20 protein-coding genes are annotated in these 14,750 nt (G+C 67.3%); all 20 read right to left on the bottom strand.

Features of this window, described 5'->3' with window-relative positions; genetic code table 11:
* Positions 1-57 precede the first annotated feature (57 nt).
* The 20 genes from ACQ0O7_RS05470 to ACQ0O7_RS05375 all read right to left on the bottom strand — a co-directional run bounded on the left by ACQ0O7_RS05470 (position 58) and on the right by ACQ0O7_RS05375 (position 14,749).
* On the bottom strand, positions 58-1,149 hold the full coding sequence (locus tag ACQ0O7_RS05470) for an EscU/YscU/HrcU family type III secretion system export apparatus switch protein (RefSeq protein ID WP_430780643.1): 1,092 nt from the start codon (positions 1,147-1,149) through the stop codon (positions 58-60).
* A gap of 23 nt (positions 1,150-1,172) precedes the next feature.
* On the bottom strand, positions 1,173-1,937 hold the full coding sequence (locus ACQ0O7_RS05465) for a flagellar biosynthetic protein FliR (protein ID WP_430780642.1): 765 nt from the start codon (positions 1,935-1,937) through the stop codon (positions 1,173-1,175).
* A gap of 4 nt (positions 1,938-1,941) precedes the next feature.
* The gene (gene fliP / locus ACQ0O7_RS05460) at positions 1,942-2,700 is read right to left on the bottom strand and encodes a flagellar type III secretion system pore protein FliP (protein WP_430780641.1); all 759 of its coding nucleotides are present in this window, start codon (positions 2,698-2,700) and stop codon (positions 1,942-1,944) included.
* Positions 2,697-3,131, bottom strand: a complete 435-nt coding sequence (locus ACQ0O7_RS05455) for a flagellar biosynthetic protein FliO (RefSeq protein WP_430780640.1) — start codon at positions 3,129-3,131, stop codon at positions 2,697-2,699. The genes fliP and ACQ0O7_RS05455 overlap by 4 nt, the downstream gene beginning before the upstream one ends.
* Before the next feature lie 5 nt (positions 3,132-3,136).
* Complete coding sequence (gene fliN / locus ACQ0O7_RS05450) at positions 3,137-3,898, bottom strand: flagellar motor switch protein FliN (protein WP_430780639.1); 762 nt, start codon at positions 3,896-3,898, stop codon at positions 3,137-3,139.
* The gene (locus ACQ0O7_RS05445; protein ID WP_430780638.1) at positions 3,895-4,845 is read right to left on the bottom strand and encodes a flagellar motor switch protein FliM; all 951 of its coding nucleotides are present in this window, start codon (positions 4,843-4,845) and stop codon (positions 3,895-3,897) included. Before ACQ0O7_RS05445 ends, fliN begins: the two co-directional genes overlap by 4 nt.
* 109 nt (positions 4,846-4,954) lie before the next feature.
* Positions 4,955-5,410 (bottom strand): flagellar basal body-associated FliL family protein, encoded by a 456-nt coding sequence (locus ACQ0O7_RS05440; protein ID WP_430780637.1) that lies wholly within the window; start codon positions 5,408-5,410, stop codon positions 4,955-4,957.
* A gap of 17 nt (positions 5,411-5,427) precedes the next feature.
* Complete coding sequence (locus ACQ0O7_RS05435; protein WP_430780636.1) at positions 5,428-6,426, bottom strand: flagellar motor protein MotB; 999 nt, start codon at positions 6,424-6,426, stop codon at positions 5,428-5,430.
* 5 nt (positions 6,427-6,431) lie between these two features.
* Positions 6,432-7,223, bottom strand: a complete 792-nt coding sequence (locus tag ACQ0O7_RS05430) for a motility protein A (protein WP_430780635.1) — start codon at positions 7,221-7,223, stop codon at positions 6,432-6,434.
* Positions 7,223-7,504, bottom strand: a complete 282-nt coding sequence (locus tag ACQ0O7_RS05425) for a flagellar FlbD family protein (RefSeq protein WP_430780634.1) — start codon at positions 7,502-7,504, stop codon at positions 7,223-7,225. Before ACQ0O7_RS05425 ends, ACQ0O7_RS05430 begins: the two co-directional genes overlap by 1 nt.
* A 192-nt stretch (positions 7,505-7,696) precedes the next feature.
* Positions 7,697-8,968, bottom strand: a complete 1,272-nt coding sequence (locus ACQ0O7_RS05420) for a flagellar hook protein FlgE (RefSeq protein WP_430780633.1) — start codon at positions 8,966-8,968, stop codon at positions 7,697-7,699.
* 35 nt (positions 8,969-9,003) lie between these two features.
* On the bottom strand, positions 9,004-9,456 hold the full coding sequence (locus ACQ0O7_RS05415; protein ID WP_430780632.1) for a flagellar hook assembly protein FlgD: 453 nt from the start codon (positions 9,454-9,456) through the stop codon (positions 9,004-9,006).
* A 226-nt stretch (positions 9,457-9,682) separates the two neighbouring features.
* Positions 9,683-10,171, bottom strand: a complete 489-nt coding sequence (locus ACQ0O7_RS05410; RefSeq protein WP_430780631.1) for a hypothetical protein — start codon at positions 10,169-10,171, stop codon at positions 9,683-9,685.
* Between the two features lie 7 nt (positions 10,172-10,178).
* Positions 10,179-10,541, bottom strand: a complete 363-nt coding sequence (locus ACQ0O7_RS05405) for a response regulator (protein WP_430780630.1) — start codon at positions 10,539-10,541, stop codon at positions 10,179-10,181.
* Positions 10,538-11,023, bottom strand: a complete 486-nt coding sequence (locus ACQ0O7_RS05400) for a chemotaxis protein CheX (protein ID WP_430780629.1) — start codon at positions 11,021-11,023, stop codon at positions 10,538-10,540. The genes ACQ0O7_RS05405 and ACQ0O7_RS05400 overlap by 4 nt, the downstream gene beginning before the upstream one ends.
* Positions 11,020-11,406, bottom strand: coding sequence for a response regulator (locus ACQ0O7_RS05395; protein ID WP_430780628.1), 387 nt, complete (start codon positions 11,404-11,406; stop codon positions 11,020-11,022). The genes ACQ0O7_RS05400 and ACQ0O7_RS05395 overlap by 4 nt, the downstream gene beginning before the upstream one ends.
* Positions 11,407-11,411: 5 nt before the next feature.
* Entirely contained in the window at positions 11,412-12,257 is an 846-nt protein-coding gene (locus tag ACQ0O7_RS05390) for a CheR family methyltransferase (protein WP_430780627.1), read from the bottom strand.
* Positions 12,254-13,426 carry a protein-glutamate methylesterase/protein-glutamine glutaminase gene (locus tag ACQ0O7_RS05385; RefSeq protein WP_430780626.1) on the bottom strand — a complete coding sequence of 391 codons (1,173 nt, stop codon included), beginning with the start codon at positions 13,424-13,426 and terminating at the stop codon, positions 12,254-12,256. The genes ACQ0O7_RS05390 and ACQ0O7_RS05385 overlap by 4 nt, the downstream gene beginning before the upstream one ends.
* Positions 13,427-13,439: 13 nt before the next feature.
* Positions 13,440-14,312 (bottom strand): hypothetical protein, encoded by an 873-nt coding sequence (locus tag ACQ0O7_RS05380; RefSeq protein ID WP_430780625.1) that lies wholly within the window; start codon positions 14,310-14,312, stop codon positions 13,440-13,442.
* Positions 14,312-14,749 carry a chemotaxis protein CheW gene (locus ACQ0O7_RS05375; protein WP_430780624.1) on the bottom strand — a complete coding sequence of 146 codons (438 nt, stop codon included), beginning with the start codon at positions 14,747-14,749 and terminating at the stop codon, positions 14,312-14,314. Before ACQ0O7_RS05375 ends, ACQ0O7_RS05380 begins: the two co-directional genes overlap by 1 nt.
* Position 14,750: the final 1 nt, after the last annotated feature.

The raw sequence follows: 14,750 nt of genomic DNA, 5'->3' as shown, positions 1-14,750 counted from the left end.
CGCACCGATCTTCCCTGCTCTTGCCCCGCGATGTGAGGAAAACTCCGGAATCGGTGGTTATGCCGCAGCTGGGGTCGGGTTCGGGTTGCGGTGCAAACCGGCCGCCGCACCACGCGCCTTGAGGCTCATCACGAACGCCAGCACCTTGGCCACCGCGGCGAAGAACTCCGCCGGGATCTCCTGGCCGATCTCACAATCCTTGTTCAGCGCCCGGGCCAGCGGGACGTCCTGGACCATCGGGATCCGGTTCTCGGTGGCGATGTCCCGGATCTTCTGAGCCAGCGGGCCCTGCCCCTTGGCGACCACCCGCGGCGCGCCCTTCTCCGGCTCGTACCGCAGCGCGACCGCGACGTGCACCGGGTTGACCACCACCACGTCGGCGGTCGGCACGTCGGCCATCTGCCGGTTCCGGGCCATCGCCATCTGCTTGGCCCGGATCTGGGCCTTGACCAGCGGGTCGCCCTCGGTGTTCTTGTGTTCCTGCTTGACCTCCTCCTTGCTCATCCGCAACTGCTTCTTGGTACGCCTGCGCACCACGAAGTAGTCGGCCGCGGCCATCACGATGCCGGCCGCGGCGGCGGCCCGGATGAGCTGGATAGAGGCGTCACTGATGGTGGCGAGCAGGGTGGCCATCGGCAGCCGCCCGGCGCTCAGCAGCACCGGCACGATGTCCTTCATCGTCAGGTACAGCACCCCGCCCAGCACGGCGGTCTTGACCAGTGCCTTGACGCCCTCCCAGAGCGCCTGGCCGCCGAACATCTTCTTGATGCCGCTGAACGGGTTGAGCCGGTTGAATTTGGGGATGAACAGCTTGGTGGCGATCCGGATGCCGCCCTGGGCGCCGGCCGCCACCACGCCGACCGCCATCATCGTCAGCGCCAGCGGCAGCACCGCCCACGCCGCGCTCATCAGCGCGTCCCGGAAGATGCCGATGGTCTTGCCCGGATCCGGGTTCTGGATGGTGTCCGGGATCTTCTCCATCAGCTCCATGGCGTGATCCATGGCCTGCTTGAGGGTGCGCGGCAGCATCACGCTGGCGGCCAGCATCCCGAACCAGGCGCCCAGGTCCTGGGTCTTGCCGATCTGGCCTTCCTGCTTGGCCTTCTTCAGCTTTTGAGCGGTCGGTTCCTCGGTCTTCTCGCCGGACACGTCTCACCCCCTAGAGCCTGGGCTCAGCCACCGCCGAGCCGCACCACCACGGTGACCGCCTTGTCGACGACCGTGTCCAGCAGCCCGGGCAGCATGCCGATGGCGATGCCGGCGAGCGTGACGAGCAGGAAGATCTTGATCGGGAAGCCGAGCTGGAAGGCGTTGAGTGCGGGCGCCACCCGGTTCAGCAGGCCGAGCGCCACGTCGGCCAGGAACAGCACGGCGATCAGCGGGCCGGCGATCTGGATGGCCGCCAGGAACATCTCGCCGATTCCCCGCAGCAGCAGCCGGGAGAACGCCTCCATGTCGTACGAGGCGTCCAGCGGCAGGGTCCGGAAGCTCTGCAGGAAGCCCCGCAGGATCAGCTGGTGGCCGTCGCTGGCGAAGAGCAGGGTCATCGCCAGCAGGTTGTAGAACCGGCCGAAGATCGAGGCGCTGCTCTGCGAGAACGGGTCGTACGTCGCGGCCAGCGTGAAACCGCCGAACAGGTCGAGCAGGTCGCCGGCGGCCTGGAAGGAGGCGAAGAGCAGCAGGGTCAGAAACCCCAGCGACGCACCGACGAAGACCTGGATCAGCACGCTGAAGATCAGGTCCTTGGTCTCCAGCGACGGGACGGTGCTGCGCAGGTAGGGCGCCATCGGCAGGGTCAGCCCGACCGACATCAGCGCCTTGACCTGGCCCGGGATCAGCCGGGAGTTGAACGGGGGGCAGAGCATCATCCACGCGCCGGTCCGGACCGCCCCCAGCATGATCGCCAGGAACTCCGCGGTGACGACGTCGAAGTTCATCGCCCTAGTACGACCCCACCAGCGCGGTGATGATCAGCGCCCACCCGTCGACCAGGACGAACAGCAGCAGCTTGAACGGCAGAGCCACGGTCACCGGGGGCAGCATCATCATGCCCAGCGACATCAGGGACGCCGACACCACCAGGTCGATGATCAGGAACGGGATGAAGATGACGAACCCGATGATGAACGCGGCCCGCAGCTCGGAGAGCACGAACGCCGGGATCAGGGTGGTCAGCGGCACCGAGTCGATGTTGGCCGGCCGATCCTCCCCGGACACCTTCACCAGCAGGGCCACCTCGTCCTCGCGGGTCACCTCGTACATGAACTCGCGCAGCGGTTGCACGCCGTCCCGGAACGCCTGGGACTGGTTCTTGTCGCCCTTGAGATAGGGCTGTACGCCCTGTTCGTTGATGGCCGACACGGTCGGGCCCATGATGAACATGCTCAGGAACAGCGCCAGTCCGGCGAGCACCTGGTTGGGCGGCATGCTGGTCAGGCCGAGCGCGTTGCGGGTGATGCCGAGCACCATGAAGACCTTGGTGAAACAGGTGCAGAGCAGCAGCAGGGCCGGCGCCACCGAGAGCAGGGTCAGGCCCAGCACGATCACCAGCGAGGCGGCCGGGCGGCTGCCGTCCGGATTCGTACCGCCGACCTCGATGTTGATGCCCGGTGGCGGGGTCGGCGCGGGAGCCGCGTCGGCGGCGGCGGGCAGCAGGAGCACCGTGGCCGCCATCATCAACAGCGGGATCAAACGTTTCACGGTGATCGCCTCGTCGTCCGATCGCGGAGTGCCTCGACCGTTGCGCTCCAGGTCCGCGGGGAGAGGATGGAGCCGTCGAGCCGTTCGGCGAAGCTCCCCGGGTGCCGGTCCGGCAGTTTGAGGTGCGCGTGCAGCCCGTCCGACTCCACCTCCATGGCGTCCCGGTGCTCCTCCGGCTCCGTCTCGAACGCCACCAGGTCGGCCTCGCCGAGCAGGCTGACCCGTTCCTCGGTGATCCCGACGACCAGCGCACGATCGGCGACCCGGATCACCGCCACCGCCGACCCCCGGCTGAGCTGCTGGCGGTCCAGGACGGCCAGGGCGCCGCCGCGATTGCCCGCGTACGGCCGCCGCACCAGCTTGGCCAGCAACCACATCAGCACCAGTACGACGAAGAGTGCCAGCAGCACACGAAGGGTCAGCGGGATCAAGACCGTTACTCCGTGCCCGGATTGACGATCTCGGTGACCCGGATACCGAAGTTCTCATCCACCACGACGACCTCGCCGCGGGCGATCAGCCGGCCGTTGACCAGCAGGTCCGCCGGGCTGCCCGCGGCCCGGTCCAGTTCGACGATGGCGCCGGGGATCAGCGAGAGCAGTTCGCGCACGCTCATCCGGGTCCGGCCCAGCTCGGCCGAGACCTCCATCTCGACGTCGTGCAGCATGTCCAGACCACCCCGGCTCTGTCCGGCGCCACCGGTCAGGGTCGGCGCCAGTCGTGGTGCCACGTTCATCGCGCCCGGGTCGTCTCCCGGCCACTGGCTCAGGGCCAGGCCGATCACCGCCCGGACCTCCGCCTCGTCGCGCAGCGGCACCGCCACAGCGCCTTCCTTGGCGGCCAGCGCGCTGAGCGCGACCTCGGGTTCCATCAGCTGGCCGGGGTCCAGGACGACCGGGCCGAAGACCCGGGCGGCCGCTTCCAGGGCCGGCCGGACCGCGGCGGTCAGGTCCAGCTCGCCGAGCGGGCTCTCCCGGAGTGCGTCGGCGAGGTCCTGGCCGACCACCACGACCACCTCGCCGGAGGCGGCGCCGGTGAACCGCGCGGTGATCGCCTGACCGTCGATCACCGTCCCCGCGTCCGGGACCACCGGATCGGCGGCCACCAGGGCACGGCTGGTGGGCAGGACGGCCAGCGCGGCGTCGGCGGCGTTGCGGGCGAGCGCGAGCTGGGGCGCGGTCATGGTGGGCGCGGTCATGGGCGGCCAGACTCCTTGGACGGGCTCTCATGGGGCGACGGCACGACGAGACACGCCAGCCGGGCGCCCTGGTTACCGGGAACTGCATGAGCGAAAACGGTCTCGTTGACCGTCACCTCGAGCGGCCGGCTGGTCGGATGTCCGAGCGGCACGACGTCACCGGGGCGTAGATCCACGATGTCATCGGTACGCATCCGAATGGGCTGGAATCGCACTGCTACGTCGATCGGAGCGGCGGAAAGTCCTTCGGTGAGGTTCCGCAGGGCGGTGTCCCGCTCCTGTCGCTCGGCCGCGGTCAGCACCACCGTCTCGGTCCGGGACAGCACCGGCAGGATGGTGTTGAACGGCAGGCAGAGAGTGGAGATGCACTCCTCCGCGCCGATCTTGGTCTCGAACGACGCCACCACCACCGCGTCGCCCGGCGCGTGCGCCCGCAGGAACTGGACGTTGTACTCGATCTCCTTGAGCTTCGGCGCCAGGTCCACCATGCTCTCGAAGCCGTAGCGCAGCTCGCCCAGCATCCGCTCGACCAGGCCGCGCAGCAGCGGCATCTCCACCTCGGTCAGCGGCCGCTCCGGCTGGGTGCCGCCGGGCCCGCCGAGCATGTGATCAATAGCGGTCATCACCGCCGATTGGGCGATCTCCAGCAGAACCGTGCCGGGCAGTGGGTCCAGGGTCACCACCGCGATGATCGTCGGGTTCGCCAGGCCGCCGGCGTACTCGTCGTAGTTGAGCTGCTCGATGGAGATCAGCGAAACGTTGCTGACCGCGCGGAGCCGGGTGGTTAGCAGGGTTCCACAACTTCGGGCGTACGTCTCGAACGCGATCTGCAGCGTGCGGACGTGTTCACGGGAGAGCTTGATCGGGCGCCGGAAGTCGTACGCGGTGGGTCCCGTACCTTGACCGCGACGTGACAGCCTGCCGGGAGAACGCGAAGCGGTGGTCACGTCGTCCTCATCGGCTCACTTACCGATCCGCTGAGCCGTGGCGGCGTTTTCATCCACTTTAAATGCCAGTGGGCGGGTCTCCGTGTGTGGAGACCCGCCCGGCCCGCCGTTACTGGGTGACGAAGGAGGTGTAGTAGATGTCCATGACCTCCTGGACGTCGTCCACGGTGTAGGCCTTGACCAGCTTGGCCACCAGCTGCTCCTTGATCTTGGCCCGGCCCTCGGCGGTGGAGAGCTCGGCGACCGTGCGGCCGGTGTACTCGTCGATCGCCAGCTGGTAGGCCTCGCTCAGGTCGACCGCGTGGTCGCCGGACTCCTCGGTCTGCTGGAGGGCGAAGCCCAGCTTCAGGTAGTGCCCCTCGGCCAGGTTCACCGTGATGGTGTTCTCCGCGGCGGTGATGATGCCCTTCTTCGGGGCGGCCGCCTCGGCCGAGTCACCACGGAGCATGAAGAACGTCCCAGCGCCACCACCACCCAGCACGACCAGCACGGCCGCGATGATGATCATCATCATCTTGTTCGACTTCTTCGGCGCCTCGGCGGCGGTGTCCTTCTCGTCAGCCATGTGAACTCCCCCAGTTCTCAGTTGTTGCCGGTGGTGGTGCTGGTCTTGGTCTCTGCGGCCTTCTGCTCGGCCTGGTACTGCGCCGTGGTCTGGCCGGTGTGCAACTTGCCGTCCGGGCCGGCCGCGGAGGGCAGCAGCGCCGCCTGCTCCGGCGAGAGCATCGTCAGGACGACGACGTCGACGCGGCGGTTCATCGTGATCGAGCGCGGGTCCTTCGGGTCGATCAGCGGCTTGGTGTCGGAGAACCCGACAGCGCTGAGCCGCTTCTTCGGGATGCCGTGCTCGGTGAAGAACCGGACGGTGGTCGAGGCGCGAGCCGCGGACAGCTCCCAGCCACTCGGGTAGAACGTGGTCTTGGCGTTGAGCTGGTTGGTGTGGCCGTCCACCTCGATGTTGTTCGGCAGCTTGGCCAGGACCGGCGAGATCGCGTTCAGGATCTTCTCGCCGCCCTTCTTCAGCTCGGCCCGGTTGCCGGCGAACACGACCTCGTTGGTCACCACGGTGACCACCAGACCGCGCTGGTCGATGGTGAACTTCGCACTGCCGAGCAGCTTCTGCGCCGACAGCGCGTCGGCGATCTTCCGTTCGATCGCCTTGAGGTTCTCCGCCTCCCGGGCGGCCTTCTCGGCGTTGCCGGAAGCTTTCTTGCGGTCCTCCGCCTGCAGTGCCCGGCTGATCGCGTCCTGCTGGGACTTGCTCAGGCCCTCGGTGCCACCACTACCGTCACCGGGGTTGGCGCCCGGATCGATCTGCACGATCTGCGCGGTGTTCGCGGCGCCGTCGAGCGGCGCGTAGTTGCCGGTGAAGGCCGCGCTCTGCGAGCCGAACCCCTGCGAGAGGCCCTGTGCCAGCTGAGCGAACTTCTTCTGGTTCACGTCACTCATCGAGAAGAGCACCACGAAGAGAACGAAGAGCAGGGTCATCATGTCGGCGTACGACACGAGCCAGCGCTCGTGGTTGACGTGCTCCTCGTGCTCCTCGTGCTTCTGCTTGCGCTTGCCCCCACCGGAACTCATCTAGGTCAGGCCGCCTTCTTGTTGGAGGCCGCGGCTTCGGCCGCCTTCATCTCGTCCGGGGGAAGCAGGCTGCGGAGCTTCTGGGCGACCAGACGCGGGTTCGAGCCGGCCTGGATGGCCAGGACACCGTCGATGACCAGCTCCATCTCCTCGGCCTCGATGGCGCTCAGCCGGGCCAGGCGGGCACCCATCGGCAGCAGGATCATGTTGGCGCTGAGCACGCCCCAGAGGGTGGCGCAGAACGCCGCGGCGATCGAGTGACCGAGCGTCTCGGGCTTGTCCAGGTTCTCCATGACCAGGACCAGACCCATGACCGTGCCGATGATGCCGATCGTCGGGGCGTAACCGCCCCAGTTCTCGAAGAACTTCACGCCGGCCTTGTCGGCCTTCTTCTTGGCGGCGACCTCGGCGTGCAGGATGTCGTGCAGCTCGTCCGGGTCGGTGCCGTCGATCGCCAGCTGCAGGCCACGCTTGAGGAAGGGGTGCTCGACGGTCTTGACGGCGTCCTCGAGGGCCAGCAGACCCTCGCGGCGGGCCCGCTCGGCCAGCTTCACGACGTTGTCGAGCAGCTCGGCGGCCGGGGTGACCTTGTTGGTGAAGCCCTTCTTCAGCTGGGTGGTGAAGGCCTTCGTGTCCTTCATGACACCACCGGCCATGGCGGCGCAGAAACCACCGCCGAAGACCAGCAGCATCGAGGGCCAGAGCATGATCGAGGCGGGCGAGCCGCCCTCCACCAGCTGCACGGTGAAGACGATGGCCAGGCCGGCGACAACACCGATAATGGTTGCGAGGTCCATCAGCGTTCCTTCCGGTGCAGCGGGAGCACCTTGGCGTCGAGGTCGTCTTCAGAAGAGGGTGTGTGCGCGGTGGTGGCCCCGGCTTCGAGGCGGCTGGCCTGGGCGATCAGTGAGGCCCGGTAGTGGCGAACCGAATCTATGAACTCGGGAACCGACTCGCCGATCAGGTACTTGGTGCCGTCCACCAGGGTGACGACCGTGTCGGGCGTGCAGTCGACGCGCTCGACCAGGTCCGGGTTCAGCGCGAACACGGCACCGTTGATGCGGGTTACGAGGATCACGACATCCGTCCTTGGTCTGTCTCTTGTCTGGTGGGGCCCTCCGTGGCCCGTCACTTGGTACTTCGGCCGGACCCCGGTTGCCGATGAGATCGAACCGGTCGCCATCCGGGTGCGAACCTTCCGGAATCCGAAGGTCATGAAAAAGGCCGGGGCAGGCCCGTGAGCCCGTCCCGGCCTACTCCAGGCCCGGAGTTAACGCTTCATGCTCACGAGCTCCTGAAGGATCTCGTCGGAGGTGGTGATGATGCGGGAGTTCGCCTGGAAGCCGCGCTGGGCGACGACCAGGTTGGTGAACTCCTGCGCCAGGTCGACGTTCGACATCTCCAGCGCGCCGGAGATGACCTGGCCCATGCCGGCACTCCCCGGCTCGCCGACCTGGGCGTACCCGGAGTTGACGGTGGTCCGGTACTGCGAGTTGCCGACCTTCTCCAGACCGTTCACGTTCTTGAAGGTCGCCATCGCGACCTGGCCCAGCGTCTGCTTCAAACCGTTGGAGTAGACGCCGACGATCTCGCCGCTGTCCGAAACGGTGTACGACAGCGAGGTCAGGGCGCCGGCGGTCTGACCGTCGGTGTCGAAGACCCGAGCGTCGGTGTTGCCCGAGTACGAGGTGATGTCGGTGACGTTGACGGTGTACGGGCCGAGCGCCATCGTCGCCTGCTTCGTCACCGGGTCCACCATGCTGGCGGCGGCCTTGCCGTTCGCGAAGGTCAGGGTGCCGGCCGGAGTGATCTCGGTGGTCCCGTCCTCGGCCATCAGCTTCACCGCCCAGGTCGAGCTGGTGTTGCCGCTGGTGTTGTCGAAGGCCGTCCGGCTGAACTCCGCGGTGACGGTGTGGGTCTGGCCCTGCGAGTCGTACACCTTGATCGGGATCGTCGTCTTGTACGCCGTGTCGGTGTTCGTCGGGTTGTTCATGTCCGGCGTCATGTCGCTGCTCAGGTTGCCCTTGAGGGTGACCGTGGTGGTCTCCTTGGGCGGGATGGTGGCGCCCAGCGGCATCCGGATGTCGCCCGGCTTCGCCGCCGAGTTGACCTTGCCGTCGGCCGAGGCGGTCCAGCCCTGGACCGGCTCACCGGTCGAGGTGGCCAGCACACCGTTCGCGTCGAAGAAGAACGAGCCGGCCCGGGTGTAGAGCTGCTCGCCGCCGCTGCGGGTGATGAAGAAGCCGTCACCCTGGATCATCATGTCGCCGGACTTGCCGGTGGTCTGCGCCGAACCCTGGCTGAAGTTCTGGGTGATGCCACCGACCCGGACACCGAGACCGACCTGCGCCGGGTTGGTGCCGGCCATCCCGTCCTGTGGCGATCCGCCCGACCCCATCATCTGGCTGAGCGTGTCGTTGAACTGGACCTGGGACGTCTTGTAACCGGTGGTGTTGACGTTCGCGATGTTGTTACCGGTGACATCGATCATCTTCTGGTGCGCGTTGAGGCCGCTGATGCCGGAGTACAGAGAACGCAGCATTTAAGGCATTCCTTCGCGTTGGAGGAAAACAGATATCAGGCGGTCTTGGAATCGGTGGAGATCTCCGTGACCTTGGACAGCTGAACATCCGTGTTCCCGACCTTGAGCGTCGGTTCGCTGGTCCCGTTGAGTTTTGCCGCTGTGATCACGCCGGTCTGTGTGGCGCCGGTGTCGTCCATGTACGTGACCGATTTGCCGACCAGCGAGCTGGCCCCGATCATCCGCTGCGACTGCAGCATGCTGACCATGTCTTCGAGCTTCTCGACCTGGGTGAACTGGGCGGTCTGCGCCAGGAACGCGGTCGAGTCGGCGGGCTTGGTGGGGTCCTGGTACTTGAGCTGGGCCACCAGAAGCTTGAGGAACGTGTCCTTGTCGCCGAGGGATTTACTGGTCTTCTCACCCTCTTTGGCTTTCGCCTGTGACGTGGCGGCGGACTTCGCTATGTCCGCCGCATTCATGCCGGAGGGTCCGGACATCGGTGAGGTCATCGACTTCTCCTGTCCCGTAGCGGGCTCAACCTAAGCTTCGGCCCACTTGAGGATTTGCTTAGACGGTTAGGCTTATTCACGACGGTGGAGATGTCGCAGCCCCGCCCGCTACCGGCCGCACTCACGGCCGGTCGTGGATGAGCCTAAAAATTTGCGGCCCACCTCGATGGAGGTGGGCCGCAACAGGAGATCTTCAATTTTGGTACGCCTTGACGCTTCCGTAGGGTCAGGGTGCGAGGGACAGGCTGAGCTTCCCCTTGCCGTACCGGTTGACCTCGACCATCAGGTCGAGCCGGCGGCCGAGGGCGAGCAGGACAGCACGTGCGTCGGCCGGCAGCTCGTCGCCCGGGTAGATCACCTGGTGGAGCTTGAGGTGCGGGCTCCCCTCCCGGTTGAGCAGGCTGGTGAACACGTTGCACAGCTCGAAGACGTTCTCCGCCAGGTTCGGGAAGAGCTGCTTCTCGTCGATGCTGTCCTCGGCGGCACCGGCCGGCAGCAGGCCGAGGGCGGCGCCCGCGTTGGCGGCGAGGCTGAGCTCCATACCCATCACCGCGTAGATCTTCTGACTGGAGTCGACGAAGATCGCGACGGTCGACGTGGGCACCGCCGGGGCCCCGATCGGATCGCCGGGGCTGATGGTCACCTCTCTGCCGAGCAGATCCTCGAACAGGCTTTTTACGGCTGGGGAGCCGGGAAGAACCGATACATCTGACATGTCTTAATCATCCCAAAATAGGAGCGAACACTTCGTCGAATCGCTCAGCGGTGAAGGGTTTGACGATGAAGAACGCCGCTCCGGCCTCCTCGGCGGCCGACTTCATCTCCGGAGTCGACTCCGAGGTCACGAAGCCGAACTTGACGTTGTTGCCGGCGGCGCGCAGCTGACGCAACACGTCGATACCGGTCAGATGCGGCATGTTCCAGTCCGAGATCACCACATCCGGCTTCTCCTCGACGGCTTTGTCGAGAGCCTCCTTGCCGTCCGCGGCCTCGATCAGGTCGTGGTCTCCGAACCCGGCCTGACGCAGGGTCCGGACGACGATCTGCCGCATCACCCGGCTGTCATCGGCGACTAGGATCTTCATGCACCCTCCTCCTTGTTGTCGCTGTTGCTCTGCCACATCGAAATGGACACCGGTTCGCCTTCCCACAACCCGTAGACACCGCTGATCCGCTCGGTGTTCGGGAATCGCGCCGATGCCTCCGGCGCGAGCACCACTTGCGGGAGCGACAACTGCGCCCCCGGCGGCAACATCGCCTTGACGTTGCCACCGACGATGTTGGCCAGCTCGCCGAGCGTGTCGGAGATGTCGTCCTCACTCACTTCCTCAAGCTCCATGGCGAGGAAGGCGGCCGCGGCCCGCTGGGCGGCGGCGCGGGAGCAGGCGTAGACGACATGCCCGGACCAGGACCCGGTGATCGAGACCGAGGAGTGCACCTCGGACGGCTGGTTCTCGTCGTATGTCGGGATCAGCGGGCTGACCCCCTCCGGATCCAGGTACGACTCCCATACCTGTTCCACCATCTCGGCGAGGTCGCTCTCATCGACCTCGACTTCGACACTCATGAATTCGCTCCGGTAGGGACGAGGCCCAGCAGGGCCAGCTTCTCGATCATGGCGCCCTCGGTGAAGGGCTTGATGACGTATTCGTGTGCGCCCGCGGCGAGCGCGCGGACGATCTGGCTCTGTTCGCTCTCGGTGGTGACCATCACGAGAGTCATCTCCCGCAGCCGAGGGTCGGCGCGGACCTTCATCACGAACTCCAGCCCGTTCATGTTGGGCATGTTCCAGTCGATCAGGGCCAGCTCCGGCACCTCGGTCATGTCGGCCAGGAGGTCCATCGCCTCCTTGCCGTCGCCGGCCTCGACCGCCTCGAAATTGAGCTTCGTGACGATGCGTTTGAGGATCATGCGCATCGCGCGCGAGTCGTCGATCACCATGGCGCGCATCGGCGTCATCCCCTTCTCGCGGCGCCGGCGGGCGCCGCTGTACGAGTCCGGTAGGCAGAGGTTCGGCCGGCCGCCACCCGTTCGTAGTTGTCGTCGATCCCGATCGTGGTTTCGGCCGCTCCGAGGAAGAGCCAGCCGTCCGGTCGCAGGATCTTGGCGGCGTTCTGCAGTACCTGGCGTTTGGTGGCCACGTCGAAGTAGATGAGGACGTTGCGCAGGAAGATCACGTCGAAGGGCTGCATCGGGGGGAAGGGGGCGGTGAGACTCATGTGCTTGAACGAGACGTTCTTGCGCAGCGCCGGGATGATCCGCCAGTGCGCGCCGGCCCGCTCGAAGTACTGCACCAGCTGGGTGGCCGCCAGTCCGCGGTTCACCTCGACCTGGCTGTATTCGGCCTTCTGCGCGCGATCGACCATCGCGGTGGAGATGTCGGTGCCCTGGATCTCGAACGTCCAGCCGCTCGGCAGCGTCTCCTGGAGCGTGATGGCCAGGCTGTACGCCTCCTGGCCGCTGGAGCTGGCCGCCGACCAGAACCGCAGCTTGCGCTGGGCCGCCCGGGACTTGATCAGTTCCGGCAGCACCACGTCGGTGAGTGCCGAGAACGGTTCGCGGTCCCGGAAGAAGGAGGTCTCGTTGGTGGTGAGCGCGTCAATGATCTTCCGCTGGTGCGTCGGGTTGGGACGCTTCTGCAGATCGGCGATGAAGTCGTTGACATTAGGGGCTCCGACGGCCCGGGCGACCGGGATGAGCCGGGCCTCGACCAGGTACTCCTTGCCCGGCGCGAGGACGATGGACGCCTCCTTGCGCACCAGGTTCGAGATGTACGTGAACTCAGCTTGCGAAAGGGTCATCGGGCCACCGCCGGCGAGCGGCCGACCCGGACACGGTTGAGAAGGGCGCCCGCGATCTTGTCGAGGGGAAGGATCTCGTCGGCCAGGCCCGCGGTGACCACCGCGCCGGGCATACCCCAGACCACCGAGGTCGCCTCGTCCTGTGCCAGTACCTCGGCGCCCGAGTCTCGTAGCACTTTCGCACCACTCCGTCCGTCTTGTCCCATTCCGGTCAAGATCGTGGCGAAGCACGACCCGCCGTACAGCGCCGCCAGAGACCGGAACATCACGTCCACGGCCGGGCGGCACGAGTTCTCCTGAGGGGCACTGCTGAGCTGTGTCATCGTCGCGGTCCCGCGGCGCTGGAAGACCAGATGACGATCGCCTGGGGCGATGTAGACCGTGCCCGCCGTGAGCTCCATGCCCTCGCCCGCCTCGACCACCTTCAGGGGGGTGCTGCGGTCCAGACGCTCGGCGAACATCTTGGTGAAGACGGGTGGCATGTGCTGCGTGATCACGATCGGCACGGGCAGATCGGCCGGCAGTCCGAGCAGCACCTTGGTGAGCGCGTCCGGTCCGCCGGTGGAGGAACCGATGGCGAGCAGGTCGATCCGGCCGCCGGGCGTACCCCGCCGGGCGACGGCGGGCCGGGCCGCACCCGGTCCGGACGCCGGTGGGCGTCCCGGCGCGGTCGGCGGGCCACCGGGCCGCAACGGCGCGGCGCCGGGACGAAGGCCGCCGGAGGGCGCGGGGCCCCGGCTGGGCGGTCCGGTCGGCGCCGGCGGTCGCCGACGTCCGCCCAGCGCCTGAATCTTGGGTACGAGCTGCTCCTTGACCGCCGCGATGGACTCCTTGACCGAGCCGACGTTGCTCGGCTTGGTCACGTAGTCGGTGGCTCCGGCGGAGAGCGCCTCCAGGGTGGCCGACGCGCCCGCCGCGGAGAGCGTGCTGAACATGATCACCGGAGTGTTGTGCCGCTTGCGCAGCTCCCGGACGGCCTGGATGCCGTCCATCTCCGGCATCTCGATGTCCATCGTGATCACGTCGGGCTTGAGCTGATCGATCTTCGCCTGGGCGAGCAGACCGTTCGCGGCGGTGCCGACGACCTGGATGCCCGGCGAATCGCCGAGAGCATCGACGATCAGCCGACGGACCACCACGGAATCGTCGACGACGAGTACCGAGATCATTCGACCACTCCCTTCAACCGAGCCAGGCCGGGCCGAGCGCCGCGACCACCGGTGCAAGCAGCCGGTGAGCCGTGGCGGTGTCCAGCAAGTCGCGCACCACCAGCGCCTGAACGGCGCCGCTGAGCATGTTCCAGACCCCTCCGGCACGGTCTGCCAGTGGAATCCCAGCCGTGTCCACCGCCTGCACCAGCAGCATCTGCGCCGCGGCGGCGGTCCGGACCCGGTCCGAGAGGTACGCCGCCCACGACGCCGAGTGCACCGCGGGCGACCAGCCGGCGGTGTTCCGCCGGGCGTCGTCGGCTGCGGTCGAGACCCGTTCCCGGTCCTCGGGCCGCAGAGTTCTGAGCCGGTCGAGCAGAGCCGACACCGTGTAGTGGTGCGGTCCCAGGTCGATCGGGGCCCCGGAGGGCAGTTTGCGCACCGCGGACACCCAGCCCGCTCCGAGCCGGCGCCGGACGTCCTCGTCCAGCACCTCGCGCAGATAGCTGGCGACCGCGGCGTCACACAGCAGGGCGGTCGCGGCGGCCGCGTCCTCGCTCTGCCGGGCGTCCCGGCCGGTGCCCGCCCAGGTCCACGACATCACGTCGTAGCGCAGGCAGGTCAGCAGCGAGTCGACCGAACCGATCGGCGCCCGCTCGACCAACGCGAGGTTTCCGGCCGGGTCGTCCTTCGCCATGCCCTTGAGCGAGGGCATCCGCCGGGCGGCGCTCTCCACCTCGACCCAGAGCGGCCCGCGGACGTTCTCGTCGGGCAGCCGCTCGGCGAGGACCGGCAGGTCCCCGCTCTGCAGCCGCAGCGCGCGCAGCAGCACCTCGGCCGCGGCCGGCCCGCCCTCCAGGCGGGTCAGGTCGAAGCCCAGAACGGGTGCGCTGACCAGGCTGTACATCAGTTGGTGGCGCGGTATGTGTCGACGGCCTGATTGACGTCGAGAGCCAGCATCAACCGCCCGTCCAGTTTGAACGTGCCCACCACCAACTCCCGGGTGGGCCCGCTCAGGGTGTCCGGTGGCGGCTCGAACCGCTCGTCCTCCAGATCGACCACCTCGCCGATCTTGTCGACCAGCAGGGACACCGGTTCGCCGTCACCACGCAGGATGACGTTCATGACCGGGCCTTTCAGGGCTTGCCGGGCCAACCCGAGCTGCACCCGCAGGTCCACCGCGGCGATCACCTGACCCCGCAGGTTGAACAGGCCACCGACGGCCGGCGGGGCGAGCGGCACCGGGGTGTACTCGTTGTACGAGAGCACCTCCTGGACCGTGTCCACCTCGACACCGAAGAGCTGGCCGTCCACCTCGAAGGTGGCGAACTGACGACTCGCCATG

Source organism: Actinoplanes sp. G11-F43, assembly GCF_050589265.1.
Taxonomy (GTDB): domain Bacteria; phylum Actinomycetota; class Actinomycetes; order Mycobacteriales; family Micromonosporaceae; genus Actinoplanes.
Note: the sequence above shows the minus strand (reverse complement) of the source record. Positions and strands in the feature narration are given on the sequence as shown.

Excerpts from the sequence above, each read along its gene's own strand:
- ACQ0O7_RS05465 (WP_430780642.1), bottom strand. The coding sequence starts at position 1,937 with ATGAACTTCGACGTCGTCACCGCGGAGTTCCTGGCGATCATGCTGGGG.
- fliN (WP_430780639.1), bottom strand. The coding sequence starts at position 3,898 with ATGACCGCGCCCACCATGACCGCGCCCCAGCTCGCGCTCGCCCGCAAC.
- ACQ0O7_RS05440 (WP_430780637.1), bottom strand. The coding sequence starts at position 5,410 with ATGGCTGACGAGAAGGACACCGCCGCCGAGGCGCCGAAGAAGTCGAAC.
- ACQ0O7_RS05435 (WP_430780636.1), bottom strand. The coding sequence starts at position 6,426 with ATGAGTTCCGGTGGGGGCAAGCGCAAGCAGAAGCACGAGGAGCACGAG.
- ACQ0O7_RS05430 (WP_430780635.1), bottom strand. The coding sequence starts at position 7,223 with ATGGACCTCGCAACCATTATCGGTGTTGTCGCCGGCCTGGCCATCGTC.
- ACQ0O7_RS05420 (WP_430780633.1), bottom strand. The coding sequence starts at position 8,968 with ATGCTGCGTTCTCTGTACTCCGGCATCAGCGGCCTCAACGCGCACCAG.
- ACQ0O7_RS05415 (WP_430780632.1), bottom strand. The coding sequence starts at position 9,456 with ATGACCTCACCGATGTCCGGACCCTCCGGCATGAATGCGGCGGACATA.
- ACQ0O7_RS05410 (WP_430780631.1), bottom strand. The coding sequence starts at position 10,171 with ATGTCAGATGTATCGGTTCTTCCCGGCTCCCCAGCCGTAAAAAGCCTG.
- ACQ0O7_RS05405 (WP_430780630.1), bottom strand. The coding sequence starts at position 10,541 with ATGAAGATCCTAGTCGCCGATGACAGCCGGGTGATGCGGCAGATCGTC.
- ACQ0O7_RS05400 (WP_430780629.1), bottom strand. The coding sequence starts at position 11,023 with ATGAGTGTCGAAGTCGAGGTCGATGAGAGCGACCTCGCCGAGATGGTG.
- ACQ0O7_RS05395 (WP_430780628.1), bottom strand. The coding sequence starts at position 11,406 with ATGCGCGCCATGGTGATCGACGACTCGCGCGCGATGCGCATGATCCTC.
- ACQ0O7_RS05390 (WP_430780627.1), bottom strand. The coding sequence starts at position 12,257 with ATGACCCTTTCGCAAGCTGAGTTCACGTACATCTCGAACCTGGTGCGC.
- ACQ0O7_RS05385 (WP_430780626.1), bottom strand. The coding sequence starts at position 13,426 with ATGATCTCGGTACTCGTCGTCGACGATTCCGTGGTGGTCCGTCGGCTG.
- ACQ0O7_RS05380 (WP_430780625.1), bottom strand. The coding sequence starts at position 14,312 with ATGTACAGCCTGGTCAGCGCACCCGTTCTGGGCTTCGACCTGACCCGC.
- ACQ0O7_RS05375 (WP_430780624.1), bottom strand. The coding sequence starts at position 14,749 with ATGGCGAGTCGTCAGTTCGCCACCTTCGAGGTGGACGGCCAGCTCTTC.